Origin of the sequence: Sorangium sp. So ce693 (assembly GCF_051521375.1) — a bacterium.
Classification (GTDB): Bacteria; Myxococcota_A; Polyangia; order Polyangiales; family Polyangiaceae; genus Sorangium; species Sorangium atrum.
Genome location: NZ_CP150347.1, coordinates 8931531 through 8949969, shown reverse-complemented (window position 1 = coordinate 8949969; position 18439 = coordinate 8931531). Strand labels below are relative to the sequence as shown.

General features: G+C 72.3%; 20 protein-coding genes. 7 read left to right on the top strand and 13 right to left on the bottom strand.

Annotated features, from left to right (window positions below; translation table 11 throughout):
* Nucleotides 1-132: 132 nt before the first annotated feature.
* The gene (locus WMF14_RS33335) at nt 133-651 is read right to left on the bottom strand and encodes an HD domain-containing protein (protein ID WP_437792817.1); all 519 of its coding nucleotides are present in this window, start codon (nt 649-651) and stop codon (nt 133-135) included.
* A gap of 157 nt (nt 652-808) precedes the next feature.
* Here WMF14_RS33335 and WMF14_RS33330 point away from each other — a divergent pair, with 157 nt between their 5' ends.
* Nucleotides 809-1834, top strand: coding sequence for an SMP-30/gluconolactonase/LRE family protein (locus tag WMF14_RS33330; RefSeq protein ID WP_437792816.1), 1026 nt, complete (start codon nt 809-811; stop codon nt 1832-1834).
* 17 nt (nt 1835-1851) lie between these two features.
* Here the strand turns inward: WMF14_RS33330 and WMF14_RS33325 are convergent, their stop codons facing one another.
* Entirely contained in the window at nt 1852-2355 is a 504-nt protein-coding gene (locus WMF14_RS33325; protein WP_272095019.1) for an SRPBCC family protein, read from the bottom strand.
* Entirely contained in the window at nt 2352-2729 is a 378-nt protein-coding gene (locus WMF14_RS33320) for an ArsR/SmtB family transcription factor (RefSeq protein WP_437792814.1), read from the bottom strand. The genes WMF14_RS33325 and WMF14_RS33320 overlap by 4 nt, the downstream gene beginning before the upstream one ends.
* A gap of 141 nt (nt 2730-2870) precedes the next feature.
* Here WMF14_RS33320 and WMF14_RS33315 point away from each other — a divergent pair, with 141 nt between their 5' ends.
* The 4 genes from WMF14_RS33315 to WMF14_RS33300 all read left to right on the top strand — a co-directional run bounded on the left by WMF14_RS33315 (nt 2871) and on the right by WMF14_RS33300 (nt 5955).
* Entirely contained in the window at nt 2871-3329 is a 459-nt protein-coding gene (locus WMF14_RS33315) for a VOC family protein (RefSeq protein WP_437792813.1), read from the top strand.
* Between the two features lie 39 nt (nt 3330-3368).
* A complete protein-coding gene (locus tag WMF14_RS33310) occupies nt 3369-3527 on the top strand; it encodes a hypothetical protein (protein ID WP_437792811.1) in 159 nt (52 codons plus the stop codon).
* Between the two features lie 15 nt (nt 3528-3542).
* Nucleotides 3543-4262 (top strand): 16S rRNA (guanine(527)-N(7))-methyltransferase RsmG, encoded by a 720-nt coding sequence (gene rsmG, locus WMF14_RS33305; protein ID WP_437792809.1) that lies wholly within the window; start codon nt 3543-3545, stop codon nt 4260-4262.
* A gap of 220 nt (nt 4263-4482) precedes the next feature.
* Nucleotides 4483-5955 (top strand): hypothetical protein, encoded by a 1473-nt coding sequence (locus WMF14_RS33300; protein ID WP_437792807.1) that lies wholly within the window; start codon nt 4483-4485, stop codon nt 5953-5955.
* A gap of 69 nt (nt 5956-6024) precedes the next feature.
* Here WMF14_RS33300 and WMF14_RS33295 read toward each other — a convergent pair whose 3' ends face one another.
* The 7 genes from WMF14_RS33295 to WMF14_RS33265 form a co-directional block, all read right to left on the bottom strand.
* Entirely contained in the window at nt 6025-7290 is a 1266-nt protein-coding gene (locus WMF14_RS33295) for a lactonase family protein (protein WP_437792806.1), read from the bottom strand.
* Nucleotides 7291-7446: 156 nt separating this feature from the next.
* Nucleotides 7447-8127 (bottom strand): NrsF family protein, encoded by a 681-nt coding sequence (locus WMF14_RS33290; protein WP_437792804.1) that lies wholly within the window; start codon nt 8125-8127, stop codon nt 7447-7449.
* Nucleotides 8117-8755: an RNA polymerase sigma factor gene (locus WMF14_RS33285; RefSeq protein ID WP_437792802.1), complete on the bottom strand. Its 639-nt coding sequence runs from the start codon at nt 8753-8755 to the stop codon at nt 8117-8119. The genes WMF14_RS33290 and WMF14_RS33285 overlap by 11 nt, the downstream gene beginning before the upstream one ends.
* A gap of 38 nt (nt 8756-8793) precedes the next feature.
* Entirely contained in the window at nt 8794-9759 is a 966-nt protein-coding gene (locus WMF14_RS33280; protein ID WP_437792800.1) for an HvfC/BufC N-terminal domain-containing protein, read from the bottom strand.
* Nucleotides 9756-10637 (bottom strand): DUF692 domain-containing protein, encoded by an 882-nt coding sequence (locus WMF14_RS33275; RefSeq protein WP_437792798.1) that lies wholly within the window; start codon nt 10635-10637, stop codon nt 9756-9758. Before WMF14_RS33275 ends, WMF14_RS33280 begins: the two co-directional genes overlap by 4 nt.
* 30 nt (nt 10638-10667) lie before the next feature.
* Entirely contained in the window at nt 10668-11081 is a 414-nt protein-coding gene (locus WMF14_RS33270; protein ID WP_272095008.1) for a hypothetical protein, read from the bottom strand.
* Between the two features lie 206 nt (nt 11082-11287).
* Complete coding sequence (locus tag WMF14_RS33265) at nt 11288-12124, bottom strand: hypothetical protein (RefSeq protein WP_437792796.1); 837 nt, start codon at nt 12122-12124, stop codon at nt 11288-11290.
* A 312-nt stretch (nt 12125-12436) separates the two neighbouring features.
* On the opposite strand from WMF14_RS33265, the gene WMF14_RS33260 reads away from it, so the two are divergent.
* Nucleotides 12437-13072, top strand: coding sequence for a hypothetical protein (locus tag WMF14_RS33260; RefSeq protein ID WP_437792794.1), 636 nt, complete (start codon nt 12437-12439; stop codon nt 13070-13072).
* Nucleotides 13073-13231: 159 nt separating this feature from the next.
* A complete protein-coding gene (locus WMF14_RS33255) occupies nt 13232-13597 on the top strand; it encodes a hypothetical protein (protein WP_437792792.1) in 366 nt (121 codons plus the stop codon).
* A gap of 113 nt (nt 13598-13710) precedes the next feature.
* Here WMF14_RS33255 and WMF14_RS33250 read toward each other — a convergent pair whose 3' ends face one another.
* The 3 genes from WMF14_RS33250 to WMF14_RS33240 form a co-directional block, all read right to left on the bottom strand.
* Complete coding sequence (locus WMF14_RS33250; protein WP_437792790.1) at nt 13711-13968, bottom strand: hypothetical protein; 258 nt, start codon at nt 13966-13968, stop codon at nt 13711-13713.
* 92 nt (nt 13969-14060) lie between these two features.
* Nucleotides 14061-16631 carry an ATP-binding protein gene (locus tag WMF14_RS33245; protein ID WP_437792788.1) on the bottom strand — a complete coding sequence of 857 codons (2571 nt, stop codon included), beginning with the start codon at nt 16629-16631 and terminating at the stop codon, nt 14061-14063.
* A 146-nt stretch (nt 16632-16777) separates the two neighbouring features.
* A complete protein-coding gene (locus tag WMF14_RS33240) occupies nt 16778-18400 on the bottom strand; it encodes an ABC-F family ATP-binding cassette domain-containing protein (RefSeq protein WP_272095001.1) in 1623 nt (540 codons plus the stop codon).
* Nucleotides 18401-18439: the final 39 nt, after the last annotated feature.

Genomic DNA, 18439 nt, shown 5'->3' with positions numbered 1-18439 from the left:
CGGCGGAGGAGCTCCCCGAGCTTTCGCGTGGAGAGCGCGGCCGCCTCCGTCCCCGACGACGGTAATCTGCTCCCTTGTTAGCGGATCAGATCGGGCGCCAACGTCTCCGACACGAGGGGATGATGAGAGGGGTCAAGCCTGGCCATCGAAGGCTCCCTCTTCGAGCAATCGGTCAAGCTCCGACCACAGCGGATCGCATTGTCCGCTGCGGAAGGCCGCGTTCTTGAACGCCTGCTGTTCGCTCTGATAGAGCCGCCACAGGCTCGCCTTGCGGTCAGCGATGCACGCGCGCACGTTGGCGAGGCGGTCGGCCGCTTTCACGACGAGCGCGAGCTCGGCTTCGCCCTTGGCCTGCGCCAGCTTGGCGTAGGTTCTCGCTTTCCGCTCCTTGCGATTCGCGCCAGGTTCGTCGGTGAGCAGGCCCACGCATGTGGCCACCCGCGATCCGAACTCTGCTTCAATGCTCGCGAGGGTAACGTTGGTGTCCTCGGCCACGTCGTGCAGGTAGGCGACCACCACCGCCTCTTCTCCGTACGGCTCTGCCAGCGCCGCGACCGCATCCAGGTGAAAGGAATAAGGACGGTCGCCGTACCGCTGGTCCCCGTGCGCAGCGACCGCATACAACCGTGCCTTTTCTCTCGTGGTACCCATAAGGCCTAACCATCAGCCGATTGGTCAACCGAAGCCGGCGGACCAGGTCTGTCCAGATCGTTGCCTTTTATGAACTTCCCCACGGAGAGTCTCATGGATCGACTCTGCGCCGCAAGCGCCCGGCGCTGTGGTAGATTCGCCGCCCGGAGGTCTTCTCGTGGCACGATCCCGTGGCATTTTCGCCTCCATCGCCGCTGCGGCCGCGATGGTTTCCTGCGGCGGTGAGACCCCGCCGCCCGCGCTGGCACCGGCGGCCTCCGCGTCCGCCGCGCCCGTCGCGATGAACAGCGTCGAGCCTCCGCCTCCGGCTCCGGCTGCCCCTGCGGCGTCGACGGCGGCGCCCGAGCCGCACAAACTCGCCGTGCCGAGCCCGGTCGCAAGGTACACCGGCTTCGCCAAGCCGGAGAGCGTGCTCTACGACGCGGACAACGATCGCTACCTCGTTTCGAACATCAACGGCAATCCGGACGACAGGGACAACAACGGCTTCATCTCCGTCCTCTCACCCGACGGTCAGGTGACGAATCTGAAGTGGATCGAGGGCGGCAAGGACAAGGTCAAGCTCGACGCGCCGACAGGCTCGGCGATCGCGAAGGGCGTGCTCTACGTGGCCGATCTCACGACCGTCCGGATGTTCGACCTCAAGACCGGGGCGCCGAAGGGGGATATCGTTATCCCCGGTACGACGTTGCTGAACGACATCGCGGCGGCTCCGGACGGCAAGGTCTACGTGTCCGACTCCGGCTTCAAGATCGGCGCGACGGGCAACCTCGAGGCGACGTCGAGCGACGCCATGTACGTCATCGAGAAGGGCAAGGCCAGGGCGCTGGTGAAGACCACCGACCTGCACATGCCGAACGGCCTCGCGTGGACCGACAAAGGGCTCGTGGTTTGCGCGAGCGGCGCTCCCGAGGTCTTCCGCCTCGACGAGAAGGGCGCCAAGCAGGACGTCACCACCACGGCGCCCGGCGGCCGCCTCGACGGCCTGATCTTCCTCGGAGACTCGCTCCTCGTGACCAGCCACGATGCTTCGGCGGTGCTTCGCGGGAAGCTCGGCGGGACCTTCGAGGTCGCGATTCCCGAGCAGAAGACGCCCGCGGATATCGGTTACGACACGAAGCGTGGGCGCGTCCTCGTGCCCCATGTGATGGTGGACACGGTCGACGTCTACGAGCTGAGGTGATCCCGAGCGCCGGCGCGCTACGCCTCCGTGCGCGCGTCGCCGAGGTAGTAGTCGCGCTGCGCAGGATAGTAGTCGGCGAAGCTGGGCAGCGGCTCGCCGAGCCTGGAGGCGACGAGCATGTCGAGGTAATATTCCCAGCCCGGCCCGACATCGCCGGCGAGCGCTGGATCGGCGAGGCGCTGGATGAAGGTGAGCTCGGTGATCTCGCCCTTCGCCGCGAGCGACAGCTCGAACCGCCACCCGCCGTGCTCGTCCTTGGCCGAGAGCGCGAGGCGACGCGGCGGCTCGCACGTGTCGATCGAGAGGTCACACCACGGCGCCCCCTGCTCGAACGTCATCTGAAGGCGCACCGTCTTGCCGGGCCCCGCCTCGCCCTCCCACGGGCCGATCCAGCGCGCCGTGCTCTCGGAGGCGGTGACGCTCTGCCAGACATCCTCGATGGGGGCGCGAAAGCTGCGCGTGATGACGAGATCGGCGCCTGTCGCCGTGCTTCGGACGCGGCCTGTGGGTCGGGGGCTCATGCGGTCTCCTTCGTTCGTTTCGCTTCGTCGCGGGACGGGGGGGCGGTCGCCATGCGCCGCTGCCGGCCGACGCGGCGCACCTCGGTCTCGAGCGCGTCGAACCGGCGGTGCCACGGGCTCGCCGCGTGCAGATCTCGCAGGAACGCCTCGATCTCGGCCAGCGCACCGAGCTCGAGGCGGTACTCGCGCTCGCGACCGCACTGGACGTCGCGCACCAGGCCCGCCTCGCGCAGCACGCGCAGGTGCCGGCTGACCGCCGGGCGGCTGACCGGAAACGCGCCGGCGATGGCGCCCGCCGTGGCGGTGCGATCGCGCAGCATCCGCAGGATCTCCCGCCGGATCGGATCCGCCAGCGCCTGGGCAACGGCGTCCATCGGCGTGATGTGTAACCGATGTGTTACGCGTGATCAAGCCCGCGCTGCCGGGCCCGCAGGTAAATTTCGTCCAATACGCGGTCGGCGCGATGCTCCAGGATGAGCGCCAACCATCCGACACGAGCACGAAGGAGCGCGACGATGACGAAGAGCAAGGTCCACCCCGTCCCGGAAGGTCAGACGTGCTTTCCCTACCTGAGCGCGCGGAGCGCCGCGGAAGCCATCGAGTTCTACAAGCGCGCGTTCGGCGCGCGCGAGGACTCGCGCATCCCGATGCCCGACGGGCGGATCGGGCACGCCGAGCTGTCCATCGGCCGCGCCCGGTTCTTCCTGTCGGACGAGTATCCCGAGCTCGGCGCCGTCAGCCCCGAGACGCTGGGAGGCAGCAGCCCGGCCATCGTCGTCTACGTGGAGGACGTCGACGCGCTCGTCGCGCAGGCCGCGGCGGCAGGCGCGACCATCGATCGCCCGCCTCAGGACAAGCCGTTCGGAGACCGGACGGCCTGGCTCCGCGATCCGTACGGCCATCGCTGGTCCTTCGCGAGCCGGATCGAGGACGTCTCTCCCGAAGAGCTGCAGAGGCGCCTCTCGGCGATGTAGCGATCCGCCGCCGGGGCGCGGGAGAAGGGCGATGCCGTCGTGGCCGGCTACCCGGCGGGGGCGATCACCGAGGAGGATCGCGAGGGCATCGGCCTGGAGCGCTGCGCGGTGATCCTGGAGAAAAATCAGGACGGACTCGGAGCGAGCGGGGAGGGCGAGCGCGAGGATTGCGGCGCTTCACGGGCGGGAGCTTGCTAGGGTGTGCGGACCTCCATGCCCCCTGACGAACGCGCTCCTCTCCCGCTGCCGGCTCCCGCTCCGCTCACGCCTCCGGAGGGCTTCGCGGAGCGCCTCGCGGCGATCGGCGTCACCCTCGACGCCGCGGTGATCGGCAAGCTCGGCGACTACCTCGCGCGCTTGCTCGCGATGAACGAGCTGATGAACCTCACCTCGATCACGGATCCGGTCGAGGTCTGGGAGAAACACATCCTCGATTCGCTCACGCTCGTGCCCCTCCTGGAGGAGCTGAGCGCGGGGGCGCGCCTCGCCGACATCGGATCGGGCGGGGGCCTCCCCGGCCTTCCGCTCGCCATCGCTCGGCCCGATCTGAAGGTGACTCTGGTGGAGGCGACGCAGAAGAAGGCTTCGTTCCTCGCCGCGGTGGCCGCGGGCCTCGGGCTCACCAACGTGTCGGTGCGCGCCGAGCGCGCCGAGCAGCTCGGCAAGGGCGATCTCCGCGGCGCGTTCGACGCGGTGACGGCGCGCGCGGTGGGGCGCCTCGTCATGCTGATCCCCCTGACGGTGCCCTTCGTGCGGCCCAACGGGATCGTGCTGCTGGTGAAGGGCCAGCGCGCCGAGGAGGAGCTCGCCGAGGCGAGCTGGGTCCTCGAGCGACAGCGGGCCGCCTTCGTGAAGACCGTGGGGACGCCGACGGGGAAGATCGTGGTGCTGCGGAAGGCGGGAGAGGAGCCGAAGCGCCATTTCGGGCGGTGATCCACGGCGGCGCGTCGCTCGCCGCGCATCCTCGTGCACACAGGCTCAGACCCTCGAAACAGACCGAGATCGAGCGCCGGCGCGCATCTGTCCCTGTTGGTTCTATCCGCGTTGATAAACTTCAGCGGTATCTGGCGTGGTGAACGTGCTCTGTCCAGCGCCGGAGCGCGAATGGCGCGCGAGGGCGGGTCCGCTCGTCTACGGTGCGTGGATGCGAATCTTGACCTGGTTGACTCTGGGGCTCCTGTGCGCGGCGTGTGGTGACGACGTCGATCCGTCCGGCCCGGGAGGGGGCGGAGCCGGGGGGGCCGCCGCGGCGACCGCGGGCAGCGGCGGCGACGGCGGCGCGGGCGGCGAGGCCGCCAGTGCCGGCGGCGGTGGCGGCGCGGGGGCCGGGGGCGACGCGACCGGTGGAGGATCGGGCGTCGGCGTCGATCTCGCTGCGCCAGACGCCCTCTTCCTCCACCCGGCGGGGGAGACGACCAACATGGTGTTTCACATCGCGATCGCCGGAGCCGACGACGGCGGCGCCTACGTGAGCGGCGAGGGGTTCGGCGAGATCACGCTGGGCGACCGGACGATCACCAAGCTGGGAGCGTTCCTCATCCGCCTCGATCCCGAGGGCGATCTCCTCTGGTCGGCGCCGATCGTCACGGCACAGCAATCCTCGGCGACGGCCGTGACCGTCGACCGAGCGGGCAATGTGCTCATCGCGGGCGAGCTCTATGGCGAGGTCACGATCGGGGGCATGAAGCTGTCCGGCGCGACGGAAGATCCCGACGCGATGGTGGCCAAGCTCGACGCCGACGGCAACGTGCTCTGGGCGAAGCGCTTCGCCTCGACGGCCGCGGATCGCTGCTTTGCGATCGCGACCGACGCCACGGGCAATGTGTACGTGGGTGGCTATGTCGACGACGATATCGACTTTGGCGATGGCCTCCTTGCGGTGGATGGCGAGTCCCCGTTCCTCCTGAAGCTCACGCCGGGCGGCGACGTCGCCTGGGCCAAGGTGTTCAACAACGCCGGCGGCGCCGGCAGCGCCGTGGCCGGCATCGCCGTCCACGAGGGCGGCGACGTGTCGATCACGGGCTACGCCGACGGGGCGCTGAGCATCGACGGCACAGCGCTGTCGCTGCCTGCCGGCTCGACGATGATGGGCTTCATCGCCCGCTTCTCGAGCGCGGGGGAGGGCCGGTTCGCGCGGCGCTTCGGCGGGCCGGTGTTCGACATGGGCAACGAGATCGCCGTCGGTGAGGGCACGTTCCTCGCAGGCACGGTGAGCGGCGAGAGCGATGTGCTCGGGACGACGGTGGACGCGGACATCGAGGGCGCGCCGTTCGTCGCGAAGCTCACGGAGAGCGGGACCGCCGAGTGGGTGATCACGCCGGAGCCGAGCGGCACGATGTACGGCCTCGCGCCCGACATGGCGGGCGGCGTCTACGCGGCGGGTCGCTACGATGATCTCGTCACCTTCGACTACACCCCGTTCGCGCTGCGCGCGAGCGCGTCCTCGGAGGTCACGGCGCTCCACCGTTACCCGTCGAGCGCCGGCTCCTCCGAAGGCATGGCGCTCACCTCCGGCGGCACGCTCTGGGTCGCCGGCACCTTCTACGGTTCCATCGACGTCGGCTCGGGTCCCGTCGCGTCGCCGAGCACGAGCGGATTCGTCTTCCGCATCCCGGCGCGTGAGTAGAAGAAGCAGAGGCGCCTCTCGGCGATGCAGCGACACGGCACCAGGGCGCGGGCGAGGGCGCCCCGGCGGTCACCTGTCCGGCAGGGCCACGATCCCGACATAGGTGGGCTCGGGGACCTCGGTGACACGGCCTGTCGGCTCGAGGGCGCCCGTCGCCTCGTCCACGTGAAACGCGACGATGTTCCCCGAATCCTGGTTCGCGACGAGCATCAGCTTGCCTGTCGGCGAGATCTGGAAATGGCGCGGCGTCATGCCCTGCGTCGAGGCATGGCCGGCGGGCGTGAGCGTGCCCCGCTCGGGATCGACCGCGAAGATGGCGATGCTGTCGTGGCCGCGGTTCGATCCGTACACGAACTTGCCCGACGGGGACACCTGGACCTCGGCGGAGGCGTTTCCCTCGCCGCTCGCGCCGTCGGGCAAGGTCGAGACGGTGCCCAGGGCGGTGAACGTCCCGCGCGACGGATCGTAGCTCAGCGTGGTGATCGAGCCGGCAGACTCGTTGATCACGTAGGCGAACCGGCCGTTCGGGTGGAACTCGAGGTGCCGAGGCGTCGTGTCCGCGGGGAGCGAGAGGGCGGGCGGGTCGTTCGGCTCCATCTGGCCCGTGTCCGCGTCGAAGGTGAGCTGCGCTATCTCGTCGCGCCCGAGGTTGGTGACGAACGCAAACCGGTTCGCCGGATCGGTCATGGCGTGGTGCGACCTCGCCCGGCGGCCGAAGGACACGTCGAAGGCCGCCTGGCCGAGCGCGCCGTCCTGGCCCACGGGGAGCACCGCCGCCGTCCCGCCGGCGTAGTTGGCGACGAGGACGAAGCGCCCGGAGCGATCCGTGGACAGGTGGGCGGGGCCCGCGCCCTTCGAGGAGGCCCTGTTGACGAGCTCGAGCGTCCCGCCCTGGGGATCGATCCGGAACGCGCTCACCGCGCCCGACAGCTCCCCGTCCACCTCGTTCAGCTCGTTCGCCGCGAAGAGATGCTGGTGCGCGGGGTCGACGGCGAGGAAGGTCGGGTTCATCTCGGCGTCGAGCGGGCCCTGCACGGCCGAGAGCGCGCCGTCGGCGTCGTCCAGTCGGAAGACGAAGAGCCCCTCGTGACCGCCGACATAGACCACGAACGAGCGTTCGGCCTGCGAGCCGCCGCCCCCCGCGCCGCTGCCGCCCGCGCCACCGCTGCCGCCCGCGCCGCCGCCGCTCGCGCTGCTGCCGCTCGCGCCGTCGCCCTGGCTCGCGCCGCCGCCGGCGCTGACGCCCGTCGCGGCGCCGTCGTTCGCGGCTCCGGCGCCGGAGCTGCTGCATCCGAGCCACAGCCCTGCCGTCAGAAAGAGGAGCGCGCGCTGCATCGACCTGGTCTCTCCTGCCTCCTGCGTTAGACCTGGCCAGCGCCGCGGCGCAAGCGCCACGGCGCGGTCCTCTTCGCGGCGCGCGGCGGCAGGTCCTCGGCGGTCGCGCCGCCCCGCAGCGATGGCCGGAGAGGATGCGCGACGCAGCGCGGCGCCTCAGGCTCGCCCGCGCAGCGCCCCGGCGGCGGCGCCGAGGAGCGCGCCGGCCGCGATGGGCACGCCGTGGGCGAAGGCGACGTGGACGACCTCGTCGAGCGAGCAGTGGGAGTGGATGCCCATCGCCGCCCCGATCCCGCACAGGGCCCCGATCGCGGCGCCCCGCCACGCGGGGGCCGAGAGGAACGAGCGGCGAAGCACGAGCGCCGCCAGCGCGAACGGCACGATCGCCATGCCGAGCGCGACCGCGCTGCACTCGAGGTGCACCATCAGGGGCGCCAGCACGTCGTCCACGCGCGACGTGACGACCGCCGCGGCCAGGAACCCGACCGCCACCGTGGCGACGAGCGCCTGGAGCACCCGCACGCCGGCCGGCAGGCCCCGGGCGCGCGGCAAGAACGCGAGCAGCAGGCCGACGCCGGAGAGCGCCGCCCAGAGGACGAGCGGGAGGGCGACCCGAGGCGAGCCGAGGTCGTCGCGGAAGCCCTCCCACCACGTCAGGAGCAGGATCCACGCGAGCCCCGCCAGGATCGCGCCGACGACGCGGCGCTCGCGCGCCGGGCGCGTCGGCGACCGCTCGGCCGGCGCGTCGACCGGGGCCGGCGGCGGGCGGGCGGCGACGCGGGCCGCGGGATCGGGGATGTCCTTCAGCTCGCTCAGCAAGTCCTGATCAGTCGACATTGGCACCTCCCCGGACGCCCCCTTGCCCCTTGCCCCGGCGGCGCTCTTCCGCGCCTGGTTCCACCTCGGGCCGCCGCTTCAGATCGTCGAGCGCCGCCCGCAGCGCCTCGTAGGCGCGGAACGCGCGGAGCTTCACCGCGCTCGGCGTCGTCCCCAGGACCGCCGCGGCGTCCTGCACGCTGAGCCCCTCGTACCGGATCAGGATGAACGCCTCGCGCTGCGACGCCGGCAGGCCCGCCAGCGCGCGCTCCACCGCCCGCGCCGTCTCGGAGGCGATCGCGACCGCCTCGGCGTCCGCGCCGCGCGCGTCCGGCGGCTCCGCGCCCGGATCGCTCGGGAGGCGCTCGGTGCCGCGGTGCTTCTGGGCGCGCGCGTGATCCAGGTAGACGTTGCGCGCGATGGCGTAGGCCCACGGCGCGACGGCGCCGCCGCGGGCGAAGCTCGATCGGGCGCGGTGCATCCGCAGGAACGTCTCCTGCGTCAGGTCGCCCGCGAGCGTCTCCGAGCCGCTCATGCGGGTGAGGTACGCGAGGAGGCGCGCCGCGAGCGCGCGGTGCAGCTCCGGAAACGCGCGCGCGTCGCCGCACGCGTACCGGTCCATCGCTTCGTTCAGGGCGAGCTCATCCATGGCGGTCCTGACGGCATACACCGTCTGCGCGCCGGCGATCATCGGGACGGCCCGAGGAGCGTCCCGCGCTCGGCGAGGTCGCTCAGCAGGGCCGCGGTGCTCTCCAGCACCGGCCCGTCGACCGGGTGTCCCAGCGCGGCGCAGCCCGCGACCACCGCCTCCCCGAGCGCGGCGCCCGCGAGCAGGCGGTCCAGGATCTCGGCCGCGAGCGGCGTGAGCTCGAGGAAGCGCACGTCGTGCGCGGCGTCGCGGTACACGAGCAGGCGCGTGGGCTCGCGCTCCGGCACGTCGCGCGCCGATTCGTCGCCTTGCAGCCTGTGGACCGCGTGCTCGTAGCGCACGAGCGCCGCGGCCCGCTGGAAGCGCGCCCCCCGGTCGAGTGACAGCGCTTCGCCGAGGGGCCCCGGCGCCTCGTCGCCCGGCGTCCCCGGCGCCTCATCGCCCGGTGTCGCTGGCGCCTCGTCGCCGAGCGGCCCTGACGCCCCGCCCGCGGCGACCTCCTCGTCCTGCTCGGCGCACGCCGCCGCGAAGGCGGCCAGCTCGTGGCGCGCGAGATCCGCGATGTACGCGGGGACCTCCGGATCCCCGGCCCAGCGCGGCGCCGCGAAGCCCACGAACTCGAACGCGACGTCGCGGAGGTAGCGCGACCGGGGCGGCTCCCCCTCGATGAAGCGCGCCACGTCCGCCTCGAACCGCGCGCCGAGCCGCGCCGCGGTCCGCGGGATCCCGGCGCGGATCGCGCCCGTCAGCCCGCGGCGGATGAGGCTCCGGTAGAGCAGCAGCCGCTTCGGCGGGAGCGCGGCCATCGCCTCGAGGTCCGGCCCCTCGAGCCCGGCGCGGGCGAGCCACGCGCGTGGATCGGCCGTGATCGCCTCGCCGTCCGGCGCGGTCACGCTCCGCTGGAGCGCTCGCTCCAGCGCCGCGAGCTCCGGCGGCGGCGCGTTCGACGTCTCGCGCGTCTCGCACGTCCCGCGCGTCTCGCCCGCCTCGCGCGCTGCGCTCACGCCCGCGCCTCCCGCGCGGCGAGCCCGCGCCGGTACGCCGCCTCGACCTCGGCGAGCTCGGCGAGCAGCGCGCCGAGCGGCGGCACGTCGTTGTCCCGCTCGAGCACGACCGGCACCGGCCCGGTCCGCGCGACCGCGCGGGCGAGCAGGTCGAGCACCGGGGCGATGGCGGGCGCGCCGTGCGTGTCGACGAGGACCTCCGCGTCGTCGCGCCACTCGTGCCCCGCGACGTGCATCGCGGCCACGCGCTCGGGAGGGATCTTCTCCAGGAACGCGATCGGGTCGAAGCCGTGGTTCCGGGCGTTGACGTAGACGTTGTTCACGTCGAGGAGGAGCCGGCAGCCGGCGCGCTCGAGCACCTCGACGAGGAAGTCGGCCTCGTCGAGCGAGGCGCGGCCCGGGACCAGGTAGTACGTGATGTTCTCGATCGCCATCGGGCGCTCGAGCCGCTCCTCCGCCTCGCGGATGCGGGCCGCGGCGTGGGCGGCGGCCGCGGACGTGTGCGGGAGCGGCAGGAGGTCGTGGAGGAACGCGCCGTCGACCCCGGAGAAGCAGAGGTGGTCGCTGTGGAAGGGGGGATCGAGCCGCTCGAGGAACCCCCCGAGCGCGCGCAGGTAGCCGGCGTCGAGCGGATCGAGCCCGCCGACGGACAGCGTGAGCCCGTGCGTCAGGATCGGGCGGTGCTCCCGGACGCGCTCGATCGCGGCGGGGAAGTAGCCGCCGCGCCGCATGTAGTTCTCGGGGGAGAGCTCGAAGAAGGGGACGGGCAGCGCCGCGTCGCGCGCGCCGCGATCGGGCGCGTCGAGCGCCGCGAGCACCTCGTCGAGGAACTCCCATCGGAGCCCGAGGCCGACGCCGGTGAGCGCGCTGCCGGTCATGGAGGTACGGGGAGGGCGCGGGGGCCGCGATCAGCCGCAGGTGCCCTGGCCGCAGCCCGCGTGGCCAGGCTTCTTCCCGGCGGCGCCCGTCTTCTTGGCGCCGGGCTTGGCCTGGGCGGCGGTGGGCGGCGTGGGCGGCGCGGCCGTGGCCGCCGGGGTGGCCGTGGGGGCGACCTTCGGCGAGGTCGCGGCGGACTGCGCGTCGCTCGGCGGCGCGGGCTCGGCCGGGGCGGCGGGGACGTTCGCGCCCGCGGCGGCGTCGCCGGAGGCGGCCTCGGTCGGCGCGGGCGCCGACGCGGGCTCGGCCGGGGCGGCGGGGGCGGTCTGCTCTGCGGGGACCTCGCTCGCGTTGACCGGCGCCTGCGCGCCGGCGCAGCCGCTCATCACCATGGCGCCGGCGCTCAACGCGGCGAGGGTCTCGTAAATGCTCTTCTTCGACAGCATCGTGTGGCTCCTCTGGTTCTCGTCTCGACGGGCCTGCGCCCACCGTTGTCGTCTCGACGGGCCTGCGCCCACCGTTGTCGTCTCGACGGGCCTGCGCCCTCCGGCGGGCACAGGCGTGATCCGGCTCCCGGCGGCTTCCGGACCGCCGTGTCATCTCAGAGCCGCTGCGTCGCCGCAACGGCTCACTCGCGGGCGGCGCGCCGCGCTCACCGCGCGCCGCCGTCCGCTGCCGCCGGCGCCGTGGGGGCCGCGCCGGCGGTCGCGGTCAGCTCGAGCGTCACCGACGCCTCCTTGGCGACCTTGGGCGAGAGCACCTCGAGCGTCTTCTGGGCGAGCTTGCCGAACGCCTCGCGCGGGCGGACGTCGTGCTCGGCGAGCCCCACCGGGAAGGGCTTCGCCGTCTTCACGGTGACGCTGGCGGGCTTGTCGCCCTCGTACCTGAACGTGGCGATGAGCTCCACGGTCCTCGGGGACTGCCGCTGGTGCAGCAGCAGGTCGCCCGACGCCGTGACGGTCACCGTCCGCTCCGCGCCGGACAGCTTCGACAGGTCCTTCTCGCCGGAGGTCGAGATCGACCGGATCGCGAACTGGGCCTTCTCGTTCTTCGCCCGGACGTCGTCGGGCGTGTCCTTCGAGATCTCGAGCCAGGTGCGCGCGTGCTGGTTCTGCAGGTCGCTCTTCTTCTCCTCGCCGGGCTTGCCGTCGTCGCCCACGGCGGTCTGGAAGAGCTCGATCGTGGAGAGGTCGACCGTGATGAGGCCCGTCGTCCTCGTGATGTCGGCGGGGTCGACCTGGAGCGTCCCCGCGGCGGCGCCCGCGATCCTCCCGCGGATCTTCTCCTGCGGCGCATCCATCACGAGCTCGACCTTGCTGCCCGCGCGGTCGATCGCGAAGGCCGCCGCGGCGGGCGCCTTCGGCTCCGGCGCCTTGAGCTCTGTCGCGGCGGGCGCGAGGCTCGGCTGCTCCCCCTGGCACGCGGCCGCGCCCAGGCCGGCGGCCGCGAGCGCGAGGAGGAGCAAGGTCCTTGTCCGGATCGTCTTCACGCTCGCCTCCTGCATCTCTCGAGTTGTTGCGCGCCCGCGCGCGAGGGCGCGCGGCGGTCTCCACTTGAACAGGAAGGCCGGCGCCCGGGAAGGGAGATCGGGGGCATCGCCCTGGCTCGCCCGCCCGCTCGGCGCCTCGGTTCCATGGGTTCCATGTCCGAGCTACGTGCGAGCGGCGCCGTGGTTTCGGTCGCGGCCGCCGGTGCGGCGCAGGGCGCAGCCCGCCGGACCTGCGCTGCACAGCCGCGTGTGGCCTGGGGTGTGCACGAGGCGGTCGTCGAAGACGGAACGAGCCAACCGGAGACAACTGCAATGAGCACGCGACGACTCGCGGCGGCTGCCATGACCGCCGCCGGAATGATGGCGCTCGCCGGCGCGGCGGAGGCGCAGGGCGCGGCGGGCCGAGATCAGCACGTCCGGCCGACAGGCAACATCCCTCCGGCGGATCAACCGCTCATCCGGCGCATCCCCGAGCCGACCCTCGCGGTCGAGGGCGGCTTTGGCGTGCTGGGCTACGTGGGCGGCGCCGCGGGCGTCGGGCCGAGCTGGAACGTGCGGGTGACCGGGACCATGTCGCCGCGCGTGGCCGTCGAGGGCAACTACACCGGCTCGGTGAACCAGCGAACGATCGCGGGGAAATCGCTGGTGATGACCGCGCTCGACGCGGGCCTGCGTTACAACATCCTGCGCGCCGACGAGGCGATCGTGCAGCCGTTCGTTGTCGCGGGCGTTGGCTACGTGGGCTGGGCGGGCCGCGGCGGCGACCCGTTCGCGGTGTCGGTGCCGCTCACCGCGGGCGTGGAGCGGCTCGTCACGCGCAACGTCAAGGTGGGCGCCCGGTTCAACTTCCGCCCTGCGTTCTTCGACGACCTGACCATCGGCGGCGTGACGAACCGGACGGGCGGCGACAGCTGGTCGCTGCTCGCGCACGGCGGCGGCGCGTTTTGACGAGGAGCATCGCGTATTGACCAGGGCCGCGCCTGCGGGACGAGGTGGGCGCGCGCGGGGCCCCTGTCGTTCCGTGGAGTGGAGTAGGCTGCCGGCCGCTCGGGCGGCGGCCCGCCTTCGGGGCTCCGCGGCCGGGCTTCATCCACGGAGAACGACGGTATGAACACGCGCAGCCACTCGCCCCGTCGGGGCCTGAGCCTCTTCTTCACGGGGCTCGCGCTCGTCTCGAGCGCGGCTTGCTCCAGCCAGCAGCCGGCGACCCAGGGGACGTCGACGGCGGCCGGCGAGCGGCGGGAGAACGACTGTTCGACTGGGCCGCTCCTCGAGTGCCCCGAGGGCCAGCTCGACGGCTGCGCCAACGGGACCACCACGGAGCACCGATGTGTCGAGGCGGGGCGGGGGAGGTGCCTCGATATCCGGGCGGCGCTCGTGAAGTGCCTGGACGGCGAGATCCTGACGCACGACGGCTGCCCCGAGCCGGCCTACATGCAGCGGTGCGCGCCCAGGTCCGCGCAGCTGCCTTGAGGTGGCGCGGTAGTCGTCCGAGAATATCCGTGGTCGACTCGGCCTCTTCTCGCTGTCTGCAGCGCTCACCGATCGCCCTGGTGTCGCGCCCGCGGCCGGGCGGCTCAGCGATGCTACCCCGAAGCGCGGGACGACCTCGGCGCGGAGATCTTCGTAGTCGAGATGATCGGCCCCCCCGCGTACGAGCCGGCGCCGCCTTCGCTGCCCCAGCTGTCGACCTCATCGGGCGGAGTGTCCTCGAGCTCGCCAGACGGCGTGATCGGCCCGCGGACGCCCGGGACATCCGCCTGCGGCGGAGGCCGCTTCTCCTGGCTGACCTCGTTCCCGGAGCGCGGGGCGCCCGGCGGATCGTGCGTCTTGTCGACTCCCATGTCTCCTCCTTCCCGAGGACTCCTGGGACCGGCGCGCTCGATCGTCCACTCCTCCCCTGCGGGCGCTGCCCTGTCTGCCCGCCGCCCCCGGCTCACCCCTCGTCCATGACGGGGATCGTGAACCTGAAGGTCGTCCCCACCCCCACGCGGCTCTCCACGTGGATCGTCCCCCCGTGCGCCGCCACGAGCTCCCGCGCGATGGCCAGCCCGAGCCCGGTGCCCTTGTAGCCGTTCCGCTGGCCGCGCCAGAACCGCTCGAAGAGGTGGGGCAGCTCGTCCTCCGGGATCCCCGGCCCCGTGTCGGCCACCGAGAAGACGACATGCTCCTCCCCGCGCTCGCACCGCAGCGTGATCGCCCCCTGGGCGCCCGTCACCTGGAGCGCGTTGCTCAGGAGGTTGGTGAGCACCTGGAGCACCCGATCGCGATCACACGTGACGAGCGGGACGTCGTCGGCCGCCACGACCCCCAGCTGGATCCCCTTCTCCTGGGCCTGTGACTCGAACGTCTCGACCGCCTCCCTGCCGATCTCCCGCGGATCCTGCGGCTGCCGGCGCAGCGCCAGCCGGCCGGCGCGCAGGCTGGCGAAATCGAGCAGGTCGTGGAGCAGCCGATCCATCCGGTGCGCCGAGCGCTGGATCGCCTGGATCGCCTTCGTGTCGCCCTTCTCCCCCCGCGCCGCCGCGCGCTTCATCATCACGGCGGCCGCCGTGAGGATCGCGCTCAGGGGGTTCCTGAGGTCGTGGGACACCGTGGCGAGCACGTTGTCCCGGAGCTCGATCGCGCGCTGCGCCGCCTCGTACAGGCGGGCGTTGTCCGCGGCGAGCGCCGCCCGCTGCGCCAGATCGTGCGCCACCGCGAGGTCCGCCTCGTCGTAGACCCGGCCGGACCCTGCCGTCGCCAGCGTGATGCAGCCGAAGGTGCGGCCCCGCGCGACCATCGGGACCACCATGGCCGACGTGATCCCGAGCGCCTGGGCGAACCGGCGGAAGGCGCCGTTCTCGTCGAGCGACGCGAGCAGCGGGTGCGACAGATCCCCGATGAGCTCCGGGCGCTCGCTGCAGAGGGCCCGCTCCAGCAGGGCGGCCAGCGGCGGCGGGGGATCTTGCTCGCGGAAGAGCGCCCGCGCCCTCTGGAGCTCCTCCGGGCCCGCGTGCGTCACCGTGATCCCGCGCGACTGCTCGAGATCCGGCAGCGTCTGGATGACGCACCAGTCTGCCAGCTCGGGGACCGTCAGGTGCCCCACCCGGTCGAGCGTGCCCTGGAAGTCGAGGGTGTCGCTGAGGGCCGCGCTCGCGGCGGCCAGGAAGCGCTCCCCCTGCTCGGCGCGCGTCCGCTCCGTGATGTCGAAGAAGGTCACGACGGCCGCCATCACGCGCCCGACCGGATCCCGGACCGGCGCCGAGCGCACGAGGATCCGCCCCCGCGCGCCGTCCTCGCGGACGATGTCGATCTCCTCGTCGATCACGACCTCGCCTGTCGTGATCGTCCGCGCGAGAGGCCAGTCCCGGGCCTCGTACTGCCTGCTCGAGCGAGGGTCGAAGCCCTGGCAGACGGCGTATCCATCGATATTCTGGATCTGCAGGAGCGGCAGCCCGAAGATCGCCCCGGCCTGGGGGTTCGAGAGGAGGACGCGCCCCGTCGGCGGCTCGGCGATGACGAGCCCCGCCGGCATCTGCTCGACGACGGTCGCGAGCAGGGCGCGGGCGTCGTCCGCCTGGCGCCGCGACGCGCGCTCCTTCGCGACGAGCTGCGCCTGCACGATGATGCCGGTCGCCCGGCTTGTCATCGTGCGCAGCATCAGCGCGTCGTCCTCGGAGAACTCCTCGGCGTTGCGGGAGCCGAGGATCGCGACGCCGATGGGGTGCCCCTCGTGGATCAGCGGCACGCCGTAGACGGCGCGCAGCCCCCTCGCCCGGATCTCCCGCGCGGTCACGGGCATGCCGCCGGCCGCGGCGTCGAGCGACGTGGGGCCGCGCAGCGCGAGGACCGCGCGGGCGAACTCCCGCGCCGCCTCGAGCGGGGGCCCGGGCAGCGGCCCGTCGTCGAGGCCCGCGGTCGCGTGGACCTCGAGGGCGTCCCCGTCCCCGAGCAGGACGATCGCCACGTCCACGGCGGCCGCCGCCTCCCGGGTGGCGCGGAGGAGCGCCTTCAGGAAGGCGTCCAGATCGCTGCTGCCGAGCGCGGCCGTCGAGATGGCGTCGAGCGCCTGGAGCAGGCGCACGCGCGCCGCCTGGTAACGGGACACCGCGTCGGCGATCGCCTCGTCGATCGTCCCGTTCAGCTGGATGAGCTCACGCCCCCCGGCCCCGTCGCCGTCCCGCTCCCAGAGCTCCAGGATGACAGCGCGGAGCGCCGCGTACTCCATCACGACGTCGGCGAGGTCGTATCCGTGGGCCAGTCGGCTCAACGCGTGGAGCCCGGGGACCCCCCGGAGCTTCCGCTCGACAGCGGCCGCCGTACCCGCGCTGCGCGTGCCCTCGGCGATGTAGGCGAGGAGGTCCGGGAGGTGGTCCGTCGGTCTCGGCATCGGCAGCCGCCGCGCCGGGCTGAGCTCCTGGACTCGACGCTTCCAGGCATCCAGGAGCGCGTCGTGGTGGCGCTGGATGAAGTCGGAGAGCCGCTTTGGGTTCGGTCTACCGAGCAGATCCATCGGGGACCTCACGATAGCGCGAATCGTTGAGCACGTGCTCACCTCGCGCCGAATCGAACCGACGAATCGACGAGAGAGCGCCGCGCACGGGCGGAGCTTGCTCGCCGCGCGCGCCGCGCACCACGCGCCACGCGCCGCGAGCGCCATGTCGGCGCGGATCAGCTCCGGATGCCTGGCGCCTCGTGTCCGCTCTGGGCGACATACTCCAGGTATCCCCCGCCATACACGCGCGGGCCGTCGGGCAGGAGCTCCAGGACGCGGTTGGACAGCGCGGCGAGGAAGCGGCGATCGTGCGAGACGAACAGCATGGTGCCCTCGAACGAGGAGAGCGCCCCGACGAGCATCTCCTTGGTCGCCATGTCGAGGTGGTTCGTCGGCTCGTCGAGCACGAGGAAATTCGGCGGATCATAGAGCATGATCGCGAGAACGAGGCGCGCCTTCTCGCCGCCGGACAGGATGCGACAGGGCTTGTCGATGTCGTCGCCGGAGAAGCCGAACGCGCCGGCGAGCGTGCGGAGCGAGCCGATCGAGGCCTGGGGGAAGCTCGCCACGATGGATTCCCAGACGGACCGGGTCGGGTCGAGGAGCTCCATCGCGTGCTGCGCGAAATACCCCAGCTTCACGCTCGCGCCCACGCTCACTCCGCCTGCGTCCGGGGCGGAGGCCCCCGCGACGAGCTTGAGGAGGGTGGATTTGCCGGCGCCGTTCACGCCCATCACACACCAGCGCTCGCGGCGGCGGATCAGGAGATCGAATCCGTCGTAGATGGACCGCCCGCCGAACGACTTCTTCACCCCGCTGAGCCGCGCCACGTCGTCGCCCGAGCGCGGCGCGGGCTTGAACTCGAAGCGGATCGTCCTCCTGCGCTTCGGGGGCTCGACCTTGTCGATCTTCTCCAGCTTCTTCACGCGCGACTGGACCTGCGCCGCCTTGGCGGCCTGGGCCTTGAAGCGCTCGATGAAGCGCATCTCCTTCGCGAGCATTGCCTGCTGGCGCTCGTACTGCGCCTCGGCTTGCTGCTCGTTGACGGCGCGCTGCTGCTCGTAGAACTCGTAGTCGCCGGAGTAGCTGGTGAGCTCGCCGCCGTCGATCTCGATGATCTTGGTGACGATGCGGTTCATGAACTCTCGGTCGTGCGAGGTCATGACGAGCGCCCCGGCATACTGCTTCAGGTACCCTTCGAGCCAGATGATCGACTCGATGTCGAGGTGGTTGGTCGGCTCGTCGAGCAGGAGCGCGTCGGGCCTCATGAGGAGGATGCGGGCGAGCGCGACGCGCATCTTCCACCCGCCCGAGAGGGCGCCCACGTCGCCGTCCATCGTGGCCTGGCTGAAGCCGAGCCCCGCGAGGATCTCGCGCGCCTTGGCGTCGAGCGCGTAGCCGCCGAGCTCTTCGTAGCGGGCCTGGGCCTGCCCGAAGCGCTCGATCAAGCTCTCCATTTCGTCCATGCGCTCGGGGTCGGCGAGCGCGGCCTCGAGCTCGCGGAGTTCCGCGGCGACGTCGGAGACCGGGCCCGCGCCGTCCATGGTCTCGGCGACGGCGCTCCTGCCCTTCATCTCGCCGACGTCCTGGCTGAAGTAGCCGATGGTGACGCCGCGGTCGATGGCGACCTGGCCGCCGTCGGGCGCCTCCTCCTTGGTGATCATCCGGAAGATGGTCGTCTTGCCCGAGCCGTTGGGCCCCACAAGGCCGACCTTCTCGCCGCGGTTCACCGCCGCGGAGGCCTCGAGGAAGAGGATCTGCTTGCCGTGCTGCTTGCTGATGGAATCGAGACGGATCACGAGGCGCACTGCCGCTGGGGGCGGCTCCTTTCCGCGCCC